Source organism: Sphingobacterium sp. SGL-16, from assembly GCF_011043515.1.
In the GTDB taxonomy this organism is placed as follows: domain Bacteria; phylum Bacteroidota; class Bacteroidia; order Sphingobacteriales; family Sphingobacteriaceae; genus Sphingobacterium; species Sphingobacterium litopenaei.
Genome location: NZ_JAAKGQ010000026.1, coordinates 37786 through 52653, shown reverse-complemented (window position 1 = coordinate 52653; position 14868 = coordinate 37786). Strand labels below are relative to the sequence as shown.

Genomic DNA, 14868 nt, shown 5'->3' with positions numbered 1-14868 from the left:
AAAGCTCTTCAAAAAAGAAGAGCTTAGCAGAAAAAATGGTTATTTCTTACAATAAGGATATTAAACAATTCGGATATACCCCTATTAGCACCGTAAGCAAAAGAGTGATAATCAAAACTACATTAAAACTAATTGGCACTGCAAGTTTATCATCGCCAGTATTGCTTGGATAAAAATACATACGAACCACTACGCGCAAATAGTAATAAATACCAATCGCGGCATTAACTACAGCTAATATTAACAATATAAAATGATAATCCGCCATAGCACTTCGGAATAACATAAACTTCCCTATAAAACCTGCCGTCAACGGGATACCAGCTAGAGATAACATAGCAACAGTTATGACTAAAGCCAATAACGGATTAGTTTTTCCTAAGCCATCAAAAGCAACAAACTGGTCAGAACCGTGATTTCGCTTCACTAAAATCAGTCCCGCGAATGCGGCTACCGAAGCTAATGAATACGCTAAACCATAAGTCAATATGCTTGAATTCGCATTCGCTCCTAACGATATAATTGCAAAGAGCATATATCCAGCATGCGAAATACTCGAATACGCCAACATACGTTTAAAGCTTGTTTGCATGAGAGCGGTTATATTACCCAGGAATAAAGTAATAACGATCACGACGAGTAATATTGGTGTCCAAAAATCTTGTAATGGAGAGAAAACGTAACTAAACAGTTTGATAAAACCGGCAAACGAAGCCACTTTCACCACAGTACTCATATAAGTTGTAATCAATATAGGTGCGCCATCGTATACATCTGGTGTCCAGAAATGGAAGGGAGCAGCTCCCACTTTGAAAAGCAAGCCAACCAATAACAATAGGATTCCACCATAAAACAATGGGGATACCGCTGTTGGATTCGAAACCAAATAATTTTTAACTCCTGTAATATCAAATGTGCCTGTAGCTCCGTATAATAATGTTATACCGAATAATAAAAATCCAGTAGAGAAAGCGCCCATCAAGAAATATTTCAAGGCAGCTTCGTTCGATGCAAAATCGGTTTTACGAATACCTACCAAAATATATAATGCTACCGACATGACTTCAATACCAATAAACAGCATCGCAAAATTGTGATAAGCACAAACCATCAAGGCACCTGTAAGCGAGAATAAAATCAAACAATAATATTCCGCTACATTCTTACTTATAGCACTGAAATATTCTTTAGACAATAAAAGTACAAGGCCAGTGATGACAATACATACGGCTGAAAAAGCTAAAGCAAAATTGTCAAACAAAACCATACCGTTGTAGATCGGTGCAGTTCCATTATTCCAAGCTACTATTTCAAAACCTAATGCTGCCACTAAACCCAGTAAGGATACAGGCAACAATAAGGACTTTGCTTTATATAAGCCTAAATATAAAACCAGAATTCCCAACAGAGACAGTGTAATAATCGCTCCCATAAATATGATTGTGTAATTTTGACTTATTTTAAAATTTAACTGATTGAATTAATTGCGTTACCGATGCTTCTGACAATTTCAATAGTCCATTTGGCAACACACCTAGCAACACCACAAACAGACAAAGAATGACCAAAACAAACACTTCGGTTTTAGAAGCATCTGTGACTTTTACGTATTTCGAATCCAAGGCGCCTAGCATAGTTTTTTGAAATAACCGCAACATATATACCGCACCAAAAATCAATGTCAATCCAGCAAAGGCAGCATACCAAATTCCAACACTATATAGTGATTTTAATAATAAAAACTCGCCGATAAAACCATTGGTCAATGGCAGACCGACAGCACCCATCATTAGAATAATGAAAAGCGTAGCTAATACAGGCATTTTATAGGCAAGACCGCCCAACTCATCCAAACGATTAGTACCCGTGCGGGATTTGATAAGATCTAATACTAGAAATATCCCCACCACACTAATGCCATGATTCACCATTTGCATAATTGCACCTTGCAAACCTTCTTGATTCCATGCAAATATACCTGCTGTAATCAAACCCACGTGCGCAATAGATGAATAAGCAATAAGGCGTTTAGTATCTTTTTGTTTGAACGCAATTAGCGAGGCATATACAATTCCAATGATACAAAGCACCAATGCAACAGAACCGTACGCACTTGTACCGAAAGGAATAACAGGTATAAGCCAGCGAATAACCCCATAAGTACCCATCTTCAACATAATGCCAGCCAACAGCATTGTTCCTGCCGTAGGTGCATTGGTATACGTATCTGGTTGCCATGTGTGGAATGGAAATACTGGAATTTTAATCGCAAAAGCAACAAAGAAAGCCCAAAATAACCAACGTTGTGCATAGTCGCTCAAATCCAAAGCAACAAATGAAGTCCATTCAAAATCTTTATTTGGAGTTTGCTGTCCTAAATAAAGGATGGCAATCAACATCAATAAACTTCCAAAGAATGTATAAATGAAGAATTTTAAATTTACTTTTATTCTATCCCCATCACCCCAAAGTGCACAAATAAAATAAATTGGAATTAATGCCGCTTCCCATCCTACATAGAATGTAAAAGCATCTAAAGCAGTGAATACCAACAACAAACCTGCCTGCATAAAGCTAGCAAGTGCATAAAAACTATGTCTATAATCTTTGGTAAAGGTCGAAAGAATGATGAGTGGAAATAAACCGTTCGTCAATAACACCAACGGTAAACTAATGCCGTCTAATCCTACATGAAAACGGATATTCAGACTTGAAATCCAATCGAATGATTGCTCAAATTGAATAGAAGCGTCAGGTACAAAGGTGCACAAGAATGGTATTGTCAATACAACTTGAACCAAAGACAATACAAGTGCAAGCCACTTCGCCATCGAAGAAGATTTTGCGAACGCTAACAATATAGCACTTGCAACAGGTAGTAATAGCAGTATAAAAAGGTTATTCATTGATTATCTTCTATTTCAAATCTATTTAAATATTTAAAAGACCATACAGCAAAATAGCAGCTGCACCCAATACCATCATGATGATATAAAACCCGACATAACCGCTTTGTAATTGGCGAATACCACGACCGGAGGCATTTATCAAATCCGCAACACCATTTACGATACCATCAATAGTTCCCTTATCCACAATTTTATATAAGATTTTAGATAAGCTATTAAGCGGTTTTACAAACAAAGCATTATACAGTTCATCGAAATACAATTTGTTATATGAAAGATTGTATAAGGCACCCTGCTCCATACCATCCTCTTGAGGAACATCTGATTTCTTCACATATTTTTGATAGGCAACGACAGCCATAATAATAGCCGCTAAAGCCGAAACCGCCATCAAAATATATTCTGTAGAATGTTCCAAATGAACCTCTGGAAGTCTAGCATTCGTATAAGTAAAAATTGGACTTAAGAAGTTTGCCAACCAATGTCCCCCACCTAATGCCGAAGGCAAATTGATAACACCACCTACTACTGAAAGAACAGCCAAAACAATCAACGGCAAAGTCATTTGTACAGGTGACTCATGCAAATGATGTGCTTGCTCTTCCGTTCCTCTAAATTTACCGAAGAACGTTAAAAACAACATTCTAAACATATAGTAAGCCGTGAATATTGCTCCAACAAAGCCTAAGCCCCAAAGAATTGGATTGGATTCAAATGAAAAGGCCAAAATTTCATCTTTAGAGAAAAAGCCTGAGAATGGAGGAATACCTGCTATCGCGATTGTACCTATTAACATCGTTGCATATGTAATAGGCATGTATTTTTTCAATCCGCCCATTTTACGCATGTCCTGCTCATGATGCATACCATGAATAACTGAACCTGCTCCTAAAAACAGTAATGCTTTAAAAAAAGCGTGGGTCAATACATGGAAGAAAGCAGCTGTATAAGCCCCTACTCCTAGCCCTAAAAACATATAACCTAATTGGGAAACTGTTGAATAAGCCAATACTTTCTTTATATCGTTTTGCGTTACCGCAATAAATGCAGCTACCAATGCTGTTGCAACGCCAATAACCGCAATAATTTGTAAAGTAAGAGGAGATAGTGTAAACAAAATATTCGAACGAATAATCATATAAATTCCTGCTGTTACCATTGTAGCCGCGTGAATCAATGCGGACACAGGAGTTGGACCTGCCATCGCATCTGGCAACCACGTGAATAATGGAATTTGTGCAGATTTACCAGTAGCTGCGATAAATAACAATAATGTAATTAACAATAAAGTTGCATCGCCTAGAGGAAATTCTGAAGCCTTACTAAATACCTCTGCATATTCTACCGTTCCAAAAGTTGCGATAATAGCAAAGACAGCAATTAAAAATCCTAAATCTCCTATTCTGTTCATCACAAAAGCCTTTTTAGCTGCACTTGCGTAGGAAGAGTTTTTGTACCAAAACCCGATCAACAAATACGAACATAATCCTACTCCTTCCCATCCAATGAACATGATTAAATAGTTGGATCCTAAGACCAACAACAACATGAAGAAGATAAATAGATTTAGATAGGCAAAGAATCTTCCAAAGGATTCATCAGAGTGCATATAACAATACGAATACAAATGAATCAAAAATCCAATTCCTGTAACAATAAGCAACATAATAGAGCTTAGAGGGTCTAATAGAAATGAAAATTTCAAATTGAAATCTCCAACGGTCAACCAATCAAATAAATGGTAAACCGTTGCAGCATCTTCTCCTGCATTTCGCGCATTTAACACTTGGCCAAATAACGAACAACTTAACAAGAAAGAACACAAAACGGTACCGCATCCTATCAATCCTATTACGAATTTCGAAAAATTATACTGTCCTAGTCCATTAATTATAAAACCTAACAAAGGTATCAACGGTATCAGCCAGATTAGTTCCATCATATATTTAGGTTTTACTCGTTTACCAACGTAATTTACTCAACGACTCAATATCCACAGATTTCGTATTTCTGTAGACCATAATCACAATGGCTAAACCTACCGCAACTTCCGCTGCTGCCAAAGCCATAACGAAAAACACAAAAACCTGTCCACTCGCATCGCCATAATAAGCCGAAAATGCCGCCAACAATAGGTTTACAGAATTTAGCATCAGCTCTATAGACATCATAATGATAATCACATTACGACGGATCAACACACCTATAACGCCGATGGCAAATATCACACTACAGAAAATCAAATAATGATTTAATGGAATGCCTTGTATATTTTGAATAATATCTCCCATTATCCTTCTTTTGTTTCTTTTTTAGCTAATAAAATGGCTCCTACCATTGCTGTCAACAACAGGATTGAAGACAATTCGAATGGCAATAAAAATTCATCAAACAAAACTTTACCTAGATTTTTTACTAAACCTACGTCCGTATTACCTGTCACGTTTTCTTCTTGCCCGTCTAATACACGGAAAGCACCTAAGAAAGTCGCTAACAAACACATCCCCGCAATAGCACCTATAGTTTTCACCAAGGTGGATTTCATTGGTTCCGTATCCTTATTAAGATTCAAAAGCATCAGAACGAACAGGAATAAAACCATAATCGCACCCATGTACACGATGAAATTCACAACAGCCAAAAACTGTGCATTCAACAAAATGTAATGAACTGTAAACGTAAAAAACGTAATGACTAGATACAGCACGCTATGTACTGGATTCTTTGTGAAGATGGTCATCAACGCAAAGAAAATGGACAAAAATGCTACAAAATAAAATATACCCATTATGCTTATCCGTTTACATTAAGTTTCGTAATATCAAATTTCGGCTCCACCAATTTATCTTTACCATAGATAAAATCCTTGCGCAAATACTCTGCTGTCACGTGTGGACCATCCAAATAAATGGCTTCCTTCGGACAAGCTTCTTCGCACAATCCACAGAAAATACAACGCAACATATTGATTTCGTATACCGCTGCGTACTTTTCCTCTCTGTACAAATGCTTTTCATCATTTTTACGCTCCGCAGCTGTCATCGTAATCGCCTCAGCAGGACAAGATAACGCACAAAGACCACAAGCCGTACAACGCTCTCTTCCTTGTTCATCACGTTTTAACGAGTGTTGTCCTCTGAAATTTTTTGAATAAGGTCTAATTTCCTCAGGATATTTTACAGTAGGAATTTTCTTGAAAAAATGTCGTATAGTAATAGAAAGCCCTTTCACAATAGCCGGCAGGTACATACGTTCCCATATGTTCATTGGCTTTTGCTCGATGACTTTTTTTCGGTTAGTTAATGATTGCATATCCCGACTTATTGAAAGTAAGTATCCTTAATTAATGTTATTACACCTGTCAATACAATATTGGCTATAGCCAATGGAATCAAAATTTTCCAGCCCAAGTTCATCAATTGGTCATAACGGAAGCGTGGCAATGTCCAACGAATCCACATGAAGAAGAAAATGAAACCAAATATTTTTAAGAAAAAGACAAGTACGCCTATAATAGTTATCCAGTTTTCGGACAAGCCCAAATCATACATGAATGGAAAATTATACCCGCCGAAATACAATGCCGACATCAGAGCTGATGAAACAAACATATTGATGTATTCCGAGAACATGTATAATCCCAATTTCATCGAAGAATATTCGGTATGATATCCACCTACTAATTCGGTTTCACATTCGGGCAAGTCAAAAGGCACACGATTACATTCTGCAAAAGCACAAGTAATGAAAATCAAAAATCCTAAAGGCTGAACCCAAATATTCCAGTTTACAAAACCTGATTGTTGCGCCACAATTTCGCCTAATTGCAACGAACCTGTCACCATCAATAGAGCGATTAAAGACAAACCCATTCCGATTTCGTACGAAATACTTTGTGAGGCAGCACGAATCGCTCCCATTAAGGAGAATTTGTTGTTTGAAGCCCAACCACCAAGCATAATACCGTAAACGCCTAATGCTATTACACCAAAAACGTATAATACACCAATGTTCACATCAGCAACTTGCAACGTGATGATTTTGCCATCAATAACTAGATTTTGTCCCCATGGAATCACCGCCGAACTGATACAAGCTGTGATAATCGCAATTACAGGCCCTAAAATAAACAAAGTCTTATGCGCTCCTGCCGGAATAATTTCTTCTTTGAAAAAGAATTTACCACCATCACAAAGAGGTTGTAAAATCCCGAAAAGACCCGCTCTATCCGGACCATAACGGTCTTGCATAAAACCCGCAATCTTGCGCTCGGCCAGTGTAGAGTACATCGCTATCACCAAAGTAACAGTGAAGACAATCACCACAAGTATAAATTTCTCTAATATAAAAGCGACTTCCATCGAATATTATTTTAAACGTTCTGCTCTTTGCAATTGCTCCGCATTCGCAAGTTGTAATTTCTCATTCTCTTTAATCACAGGAGGGAGATTAAAGGATTCGTAATGGTTTGCACCAATAACGGATTCTTTCTCCACATCTGTCGGATGTTCCAACACCCAATCTGATGTTTTTTTGGTATCAAAACGACACGTATTACATATGAAATCTTCTACCTCGCCAAAATCATCCTTACGACCCGTAACACGCAACACTTCTTCTCCTTTGTACCATAGCGTCACTTTACCCGAACATGTCGGGCAATCACGGTGCGCATCTATAGGTTTTGTAAACCAAACACGATTTTTGAAACGGAAAGTTTTATCTGTTAAAGCTCCTACAGGACATACGTCAATAACATTTCCGATGAAATCATGATCCAATGCTTTTTCGATATGCGTAGAAATCTCAGAATGGTCACCTCTATACAAGATACCATGCTCACGCTCTTCCGTCAATTGGTTAGCAACATAGACACAACGGTAACATAGAATACAACGATTCATATGCAACTGAATCTTATCGCCTAAGTCTATACGCTCGAATGTACGACGCTCGAATTCATAACGTGTACTTTCCGAACCATGTTCGTAGCCTAAATCCTGCAATTTACATTCACCAGCTTGGTCACAAATCGGGCAATCTAACGGATGGTTGATCAACAAAATCTCCACCACGCCTTTGCGAGCTTCTACCACTTCTGGAGAAGTAATATTTTGCACCTCCATACCATCCATCACCGTCGTTCGGCACGAAGCCACAAGCTTTGGCATGGGACGAGGGTCTTTCTCCGAACCTTTAGAAACCTTTACCAGACAAGTACGGCATTTTCCGCCCGAACCTTCCAGCTTAGAATAATAACACATCGCTGGTGGCACAATATCCCCACCAATCTGACGCGCAGCATTTAATATCGTTGTTCCCGGAGCTACTTCCACCGGAATACCATCTATCGTGACTTTAAAATTTACTACTTCGTCTGCCATCATATCTGCTTCTAAATATCTATTGAACTACAGGTTCTAAAGGGTCAGCATAATGTGCCAAACCATAATTTCTAGTTTGTGACTCTTGAGGATTCAACACATGCCATTCAAATTCATCCCGAAAGTGACGAATCGCTGCCGCAACAGGCCATGCTGCCGCATCACCCAAAGGACAAATTGTATTTCCTTCAATTTTGCGTTGAATATCCCATAAAAGGTCTATATCTTCCATGGAGCCATGACCAAGCTCTATTTTGTGCAATACTTTTTCCATCCAGCCCGTTCCTTCACGACAAGGCGAACATTGTCCACAACTTTCATGATGATAGAATCGGGCAAAATTCCAAGTATTGCGAACGATACATTGGTCTTCATCAAAAACTATAAAACCGCCAGAACCCATCATTGAACCAGTCTGAAATCCTCCATCAGCTAAGGACTCGTAAGTCATCAAGCGAGGATTTCCAGTGGCTGTTTTTGTAATTAAATTTGCTGGTAAAATAGGTACCGAAGAACCTCCTGCGACTAAAGCTTTCAGTTTTTTGCCATTAGCAATACCGCCACAGTATTCATCCGAATAGATAAATTCTTCTACAGGAACTCCCAATTCAATTTCATACACACCAGGCTTATTGATATTACCCGAAGCCGAAATCAATTTCGTGCCTGTACTGCGCTCAATACCGATTTTAGCATATTCTTCACCGCCATCATTAATAATCGGAACTGTCGCAGCAATAGATTCTACATTGTTTACGACTGTAGGACAACCATACAAACCCGCGATCGCGGGGAATGGAGGCTTAATACGTGGATTACCACGCTTTCCTTCTAGTGATTCCAACAAGGCTGTTTCTTCACCACAGATATAAGCGCCACCACCTGGTTGTACATATATTTCAAGATTATATCCTGTACCTAAAATATTATTGCCCAAAAAACCCGCCGCTTTTGCTTCCGCAATAGCGTTTTCTAGAATGCGAATTTGTGGCATCATCTCCCCACGTACATAGATATACGAGGTATTCGCGCCTAGAGCATAACTCGACACAATCATTCCTTCGACCAAAGCGTGCGGAATATGCGTCATCAAATAACGGTCTTTGAATGTGCCTGGCTCCGATTCGTCACCATTACACACCAAATAACGTGGCACACCTTCTGGCTTCGCCAAAAAGCTCCATTTCATTCCCGTAGGGAAACCTGCTCCACCACGACCACGTAAGCCCGACTTTTTCACTTCCTCGACTACATCATCAGGAGACATCGTTTTCAAAGCCTTTTCTACAGCACGGTATCCCCCCTTTTGACGATATACGGCAAAAGTGTTTATTCCCGGTTCATTGATATGTTCTAATAATAGTTTACGTCCCATTGTTTTAGATATGAGATATGAGATATGAGAGATTAGACTTCAGCCTCAATGCTCCCTACTCAAATCTATTGTCCCAAACCCTTATTTTTTAAAGTATCAATCAAAGCATCGACACTTTCTTCCGTTAAATTCTCATAAAAAGTATATTCTGGACCAATTTGCAACACTGGACCAAAACCACAAGCAGCCAAACATTCTACGCCTCGCCAAGAAAACAAGCCATCAGGAGTAACTTCACCTTCTTTCACTCCCAATCGTTGTTCAATATGCCTCATTATACGTTCAGCCCCTACCAAACAACAAGGTCCTGTGCGACAAACCTCTAAAGCATACTTTCCTTGAGGTTTCAAGAAATACATGGTATAGAAAGTCGCTACTTCGTACACCTCAATAGGCTTGATTTGCAAATAAGCCGCTACTTTGTCCATAGCATCCGTGCTCAACCACCCATACTCAGCCTGCACTAAGTGTAGAATAGGCAACAAAGCCGACTTTTGTTTACCTGCAGGATAGCGACTCACAACCTCAGCAAATTTGGCTAAGAGTTGTTCAGAAAATTCAACGGGAAGGTTCTCTTGTACACTAAGCATCTAATTCTCCTGCTATTACGTTTAAACTACTCATGTTTATAATTGCATCCGAAATCAACATGCCCGCACTCATAGGAGCAAACATTTGATAATTGATAAATGAAGGCCTTCTAAAATGAAGTCTGTACGGCGTACGACCGCCATCGTGAATCAAGTAAAAACCCAATTCCCCATTTGCACCTTCTACGGAATGATACACTTCGGATTGAGGAGTTTCCCATTCGCCCATTACAATTTTGAAATGGTAAATAAGTGCCTCCATATTATTGTAAACCTGTTCTTTTGGTGGCAGATAAAATTCCGGCACATCCGCATGGAATACGCCAGCTGGTTCTTTCTTAATTTTATCCAAAGCCTGACGAATAATGCTTAATGATTGCCACATTTCAGCATTTCGCACCATAAAACGATCATATACATCGCCATTTGTTCCTACCGGAACTTCAAAATCAAATTCTTCATAAGAACAATAAGGAGAAACTACACGTACATCATAGTCTACACCAGTTGCACGAAGAATCGGACCAGACCAACTATACTCCAAAGCTTCTTCAGGTGTAACGGCTGCTACTCCCGCAGTACGCTCTATAAATATTCTATTACGAACAAATAACTCTTCAAATTCTCTCAATACTGGAGGATATCGTTCTAAAAATTCTTCTATTTTCTTAAAGGTAATCTCGTTGAAATCACGCTCAAATCCGCCAATACGACCGATATTTGTTGTCAAACGAGCACCACAGATTTCCTCATAGATTTCGTAGATGAATTCACGCTCCTGCATCACATACAAGAAACCCGAGAAGGCCCCTGTATCCACACCCAAAATACCGTTACAAATAATATGATCTGCTATACGTGCCAATTCCATCACAATTACGCGCATATATTGAACCCTTTTAGGTATTTCAATTCCTAAAAGCTTTTCTACCGTCATGTGCCAGCCCATATTATTGATAGGCGATGAACAATAGTTAAGACGATCAGTTAAAGGGGTAATTTGATAAAAAGGACGACGTTCCGCAATTTTTTCAAATGCGCGGTGTATATAACCTATTGTTGAAACACCGCTGACGATTCGCTCTCCGTCAATCTGTACCACATTTTGAAATACACCATGCGTTGCAGGGTGCGTTGGTCCAATATTGAGGGTAATTAATTCGTCTTGTGGATCGTTGTCTTCAAAGACAGGTTTATTGTGTGTTATTTTGGTTATAGGATTGCTCATCTACGTAAATTCAAGTTATCGGCCAAAATAAAAATCTTTCTTATCTACACGGTTTGGGTCCTCCAAGGGATGTTCCTTACGCATCGGGAACACTTCCAAAGCGTCCATATTCAAAATACGACGTAAGTCAGGATGACCTTCGAATATAATCCCATAGAAATCATAAGTCTCACGCTCCATCCAATTTGCTCCCTTCCATAAATTTGTCGTCGTAGGAATTGTCGGATTTGTGCCATCCAAAAACACCTTGATACGTACGCGGAAATTCTGAAAAAGATTGTGAAGATGGTAAACTACAGCAAATTCCTTCTCCTGATTTGGATAATGCACGCCAGTAATATCTGTCAGATAATTAAATCGTAATGATTCACTATTTTTGAGATAGGTAAGAACTTCAATAATCTGATCTGCCGAAGTCGATAATGTTAAAAGACCGTGAGGCTCTCCTATTATCTGTACTGCTTCACCAAATTTCTCACTTAAACTTTCTATTATATATTGATTAGTTAACTTATCCATTGTTCGTCTCGATTCCGTATTTCTCCAACAATGCTTTGTATTCTGGTGTGTTGCGTCTATTTAGCGATTCATTTTTCACGATGTCCTGCAACTTCAGCACCCCATCCAATATCGCTTCTGGTCTCGGAGGGCAACCTGGCACATATACATCTACCGGTATGATCTCATCTATTCCTTGCAACACGGAATATGTGTCGAAAATTCCTCCACTCGAGGCACAAGCACCTACCGCTATCACCCAACGTGGTTCCGCCATTTGAATATAAACCTGTTTTAATACGGGCGCCATCTTTTTTGCTATAGTACCCATCACCAAAAGCATATCTGCTTGACGAGGAGAAAAACTTGGGCGTTCTGCTCCAAAACGTGCTAAATCATATGTAGAACCCATCGTAGCCATAAATTCGATACCACAGCATGAAGTGGCAAAAGGTAAGGGCCATAATGAGTTAGCTCGAGCTAATCCAATCGCTTTATCCAAAGTAGTGGCAAAAAAACCGGCTCCTTCCACACCTGGAGGCGCCTCAGCTAAGGTGACCTTGCTCATAATACAGTTTATTCTTTCTCGGTTTATACAGGTTCAATTTAATGTTTTTATTCCTTAAATTGAATAAAGGAATGTTATTTAGAATGGTTCTTAATCCCAGTTAAGTGCTTTTTTCTTAATCACATAGATGAAACCTAAAAGCAATAATCCCATGAAAATAAACATCTCAATAAGACCATCAAATCCAAATTCTCTAAAATTTACTGCCCATGGATACATAAAAATAACCTCCACGTCGAAGATTACAAATAGTATCGCTACTAAGAAATATTTAATGGAAAAAGGTTGTCTAGCATTACCTATTACCTCTACTCCCGATTCAAATGCTGTAAGCTTATTTTCAGTTCTAACTTTTGGTCCTAAAAGGTGAGTTCCGATAATAGTAGTTACGCCAAAGCCCGCCGCAACAAAAAGTTGAATTAGAATGGGCAAATAATCTACTGGCAAATTCTGACCTTGTAAATTTTCCATAATATAAGTTTAGTTCTCAGTTGATAGCAAATATATAACTTTTATCAAAAAATAAAAGGGGAAACTGAATTCAGTTTCCCCTTTTGAAAAGATTTTTAAAAAATCTATTTAATATAATCTTTTAATGCTTCCAAGTATTGAGTAGATACTTCATCACCAGGAGTCAAAGTAGAAGCTTTCTTAAATAAGTCAGCTGCTTTTTTGTAATCCTCTTTTAAGATGTAGTAGTAACCAATTACATTATACACGTCCGTTAATTTAACAACTTCATCTTCTGTTAACTGTGTTCCCGCAGCTTGTTTGTCTGTAAGAATTTTTGCTAACTCATTGAAATCTGCTAAGTATAAACCTTTATGTAATTCTGGTTGCTCTGGATCAATTACATCTAAATTATAATTACTGTAACCTTTGATGTATAATGCTGGAATTTTGAAATCCGCAGCAGCAGAATCTGTTGATTGGATAACAATATTTAAAGATTTAATAGCATCATTAAATTCTTGAGTTGCATCTTCGCCTGCTTCTTTTTTCTGATTACCCGCACGGAAGTTTGCATCACCTACTAAATAATTTGCTTCATAGTACCAAGGTTCACCTTTTTGAGAAGCAGGAACGTTGAAGATAGCTGCAGCAGCATCAAATTTTTCAGCGTTGAAAGCATTTCTACCATAACCATCAACTTCGTTGATTAATTCCTTATCTAATTCTAAAGCTTTCCCTAAGTACTGTAAACCTTTATTTTTATCACCAGCTTCAATATTTGCAAAACCACTAAATAAGTAGTCGATTGCGATTAAACGACTTTCTTCAGCATTTGCGAATAACTTATCAAAGTAACCTACCGCTTTAGCTGCATCTTTATCTTGGTTAATAGCGATCAAACCTAAGTAACGATAAACTTTTGCATCCACTCCTGGTACATTTTCCAATTGTTGAGCTACAGTTTTCAATTCATCATATTTTTGACCATATACCAAGAAGTCAGCGTAACGTACTAATGCATCCGATGATTTATCGCCAGTCACTTCCAAATATTTTTTATAGCTATCTACTGCTTTTGCAACTTGTGCTTCGTACGCTGCTTTTTCTTCATCTGTATTATCAGGCATACGTTTTGCAATTTGCAATTCAGTCTCTGCAATTTCACGGTATACTGGTCCATAAGTTGGGTACTCAGCAGCGATAGAATTATAAGACTCTAATGCCGCATCAAATGCAAATGCACGGCGAGTAATCAATGCTTGTTGTACCTTTGCTTTCACCAAGTTTGGATCAATATTTAACGCATCTCGGTAACTGATATAAGATTGGCTATTTTCACCTAATCCTAAATAAGCATCACCTAATGAAACTGGCACCAATGCATCTTTCGCATTCTTAGCTTTCGCTTGCGATAAATAGTCTACCGCTTTAGCATAATCAGGTTTTGGAGCTTCTACATAAGCTTTACCAATATAGTATAACGGTAAATAATCCTTTTTACCTAACGCAGAAGTTGCTTGTGTAAATTTTTGTTCAGCAGCTGATATATTATTTTTTTGTAAGTCTACAATACCTAGACCTACAGTATTTAACGTTTCTTTGGGTGCATTAGTTACACCGTTATTAAAAGCCCAAGCCGCTGAATCTAATTTATCATTTGCAAGGTATACTTGACCTAAATAAAAGTAGTTAGCACCATCTTTAGGTTTTTTTGTTACCAAATTCTGTAAGATGCCTTTCGCTTTATCATATTGCTCTGCATCAATCGCTGCTTGCGCATCTTTTAAACTTTGAGCACTAGCAGTACTTACAATAGCTCCTGCCGCTAATAAACTCAAAAACAATTTGCTCTTTGTCATCATT

General features: G+C 38.3%; 15 protein-coding genes. All 15 read right to left on the bottom strand.

Translation table 11 applies throughout. The features are described 5' to 3' along the window. Positions 1 to 46: 46 nt before the first annotated feature. Positions 47 to 1432, bottom strand: a complete 1386-nt coding sequence (locus tag G5B32_RS10210; RefSeq protein ID WP_165291440.1) for an NADH-quinone oxidoreductase subunit N — start codon at positions 1430 to 1432, stop codon at positions 47 to 49. Positions 1433 to 1460: 28 nt separating this feature from the next. Next, a complete protein-coding gene (locus G5B32_RS10205; protein ID WP_165291439.1) occupies positions 1461 to 2906 on the bottom strand; it encodes a NuoM family protein in 1446 nt (481 codons plus the stop codon). Between the two features lie 25 nt (positions 2907 to 2931). Further along, complete coding sequence (gene nuoL, locus G5B32_RS10200; RefSeq protein WP_165291438.1) at positions 2932 to 4851, bottom strand: NADH-quinone oxidoreductase subunit L; 1920 nt, start codon at positions 4849 to 4851, stop codon at positions 2932 to 2934. A gap of 19 nt (positions 4852 to 4870) precedes the next feature. Next, positions 4871 to 5200, bottom strand: coding sequence for an NADH-quinone oxidoreductase subunit NuoK (gene nuoK, locus G5B32_RS10195; RefSeq protein WP_149914787.1), 330 nt, complete (start codon positions 5198 to 5200; stop codon positions 4871 to 4873). Then, positions 5200 to 5697 carry an NADH-quinone oxidoreductase subunit J gene (locus G5B32_RS10190; protein ID WP_165291437.1) on the bottom strand — a complete coding sequence of 166 codons (498 nt, stop codon included), beginning with the start codon at positions 5695 to 5697 and terminating at the stop codon, positions 5200 to 5202. Before G5B32_RS10190 ends, nuoK begins: the two co-directional genes overlap by 1 nt. Before the next feature lie 5 nt (positions 5698 to 5702). Continuing rightward, positions 5703 to 6221: a NuoI/complex I 23 kDa subunit family protein gene (locus tag G5B32_RS10185; protein WP_165291436.1), complete on the bottom strand. Its 519-nt coding sequence runs from the start codon at positions 6219 to 6221 to the stop codon at positions 5703 to 5705. Positions 6222 to 6229: 8 nt separating this feature from the next. Next, positions 6230 to 7270 (bottom strand): NADH-quinone oxidoreductase subunit NuoH, encoded by a 1041-nt coding sequence (gene nuoH / locus G5B32_RS10180; RefSeq protein WP_165291435.1) that lies wholly within the window; start codon positions 7268 to 7270, stop codon positions 6230 to 6232. 6 nt (positions 7271 to 7276) lie between these two features. After that, positions 7277 to 8296 carry a 2Fe-2S iron-sulfur cluster-binding protein gene (locus G5B32_RS10175; RefSeq protein ID WP_410528467.1) on the bottom strand — a complete coding sequence of 340 codons (1020 nt, stop codon included), beginning with the start codon at positions 8294 to 8296 and terminating at the stop codon, positions 7277 to 7279. 16 nt (positions 8297 to 8312) lie between these two features. After that, positions 8313 to 9668, bottom strand: coding sequence for an NADH-quinone oxidoreductase subunit NuoF (nuoF, locus tag G5B32_RS10170; RefSeq protein ID WP_165291434.1), 1356 nt, complete (start codon positions 9666 to 9668; stop codon positions 8313 to 8315). Between the two features lie 65 nt (positions 9669 to 9733). Continuing rightward, on the bottom strand, positions 9734 to 10258 hold the full coding sequence (gene nuoE / locus G5B32_RS10165) for a complex I 24 kDa subunit family protein (RefSeq protein ID WP_165291433.1): 525 nt from the start codon (positions 10256 to 10258) through the stop codon (positions 9734 to 9736). Further along, entirely contained in the window at positions 10251 to 11486 is a 1236-nt protein-coding gene (locus G5B32_RS10160) for an NADH-quinone oxidoreductase subunit D (protein WP_190301857.1), read from the bottom strand. Before G5B32_RS10160 ends, nuoE begins: the two co-directional genes overlap by 8 nt. Positions 11487 to 11501: 15 nt before the next feature. Further along, positions 11502 to 12005, bottom strand: a complete 504-nt coding sequence (locus G5B32_RS10155; RefSeq protein ID WP_165291432.1) for an NADH-quinone oxidoreductase subunit C — start codon at positions 12003 to 12005, stop codon at positions 11502 to 11504. Next, positions 11998 to 12552 carry an NADH-quinone oxidoreductase subunit B gene (locus G5B32_RS10150; RefSeq protein ID WP_165291431.1) on the bottom strand — a complete coding sequence of 185 codons (555 nt, stop codon included), beginning with the start codon at positions 12550 to 12552 and terminating at the stop codon, positions 11998 to 12000. Before G5B32_RS10150 ends, G5B32_RS10155 begins: the two co-directional genes overlap by 8 nt. 90 nt (positions 12553 to 12642) lie before the next feature. Beyond that, positions 12643 to 13023, bottom strand: a complete 381-nt coding sequence (locus tag G5B32_RS10145) for an NADH-quinone oxidoreductase subunit A (RefSeq protein ID WP_165291430.1) — start codon at positions 13021 to 13023, stop codon at positions 12643 to 12645. 104 nt (positions 13024 to 13127) lie between these two features. Continuing rightward, complete coding sequence (locus tag G5B32_RS10140) at positions 13128 to 14867, bottom strand: tetratricopeptide repeat protein (RefSeq protein ID WP_240899048.1); 1740 nt, start codon at positions 14865 to 14867, stop codon at positions 13128 to 13130. Between the last annotated feature and the right edge of the window lies 1 nt (position 14868).

Bases quoted from the DNA above. Each gene is read 5' to 3' on its own strand.
- G5B32_RS10210 (WP_165291440.1), bottom strand. From the start codon at position 1,432: ATGGGAGCGATTATTACACTGTCTCTGTTGGGAATTCTGGTTTTATAT.
- G5B32_RS10205 (WP_165291439.1), bottom strand. From the start codon at position 2,906: ATGAATAACCTTTTTATACTGCTATTACTACCTGTTGCAAGTGCTATA.
- nuoL (WP_165291438.1), bottom strand. From the start codon at position 4,851: ATGATGGAACTAATCTGGCTGATACCGTTGATACCTTTGTTAGGTTTT.
- nuoK (WP_149914787.1), bottom strand. From the start codon at position 5,200: ATGGGAGATATTATTCAAAATATACAAGGCATTCCATTAAATCATTAT.
- G5B32_RS10190 (WP_165291437.1), bottom strand. From the start codon at position 5,697: ATGGGTATATTTTATTTTGTAGCATTTTTGTCCATTTTCTTTGCGTTG.
- G5B32_RS10185 (WP_165291436.1), bottom strand. From the start codon at position 6,221: ATGCAATCATTAACTAACCGAAAAAAAGTCATCGAGCAAAAGCCAATG.
- nuoH (WP_165291435.1), bottom strand. From the start codon at position 7,270: ATGGAAGTCGCTTTTATATTAGAGAAATTTATACTTGTGGTGATTGTC.
- G5B32_RS10175 (WP_410528467.1), bottom strand. From the start codon at position 8,296: ATGATGGCAGACGAAGTAGTAAATTTTAAAGTCACGATAGATGGTATT.
- nuoF (WP_165291434.1), bottom strand. From the start codon at position 9,668: ATGGGACGTAAACTATTATTAGAACATATCAATGAACCGGGAATAAAC.
- nuoE (WP_165291433.1), bottom strand. From the start codon at position 10,258: ATGCTTAGTGTACAAGAGAACCTTCCCGTTGAATTTTCTGAACAACTC.
- G5B32_RS10160 (WP_190301857.1), bottom strand. From the start codon at position 11,486: ATGAGCAATCCTATAACCAAAATAACACACAATAAACCTGTCTTTGAA.
- G5B32_RS10155 (WP_165291432.1), bottom strand. From the start codon at position 12,005: ATGGATAAGTTAACTAATCAATATATAATAGAAAGTTTAAGTGAGAAA.
- G5B32_RS10150 (WP_165291431.1), bottom strand. From the start codon at position 12,552: ATGAGCAAGGTCACCTTAGCTGAGGCGCCTCCAGGTGTGGAAGGAGCC.
- G5B32_RS10145 (WP_165291430.1), bottom strand. From the start codon at position 13,023: ATGGAAAATTTACAAGGTCAGAATTTGCCAGTAGATTATTTGCCCATT.
- G5B32_RS10140 (WP_240899048.1), bottom strand. From the start codon at position 14,867: ATGATGACAAAGAGCAAATTGTTTTTGAGTTTATTAGCGGCAGGAGCT.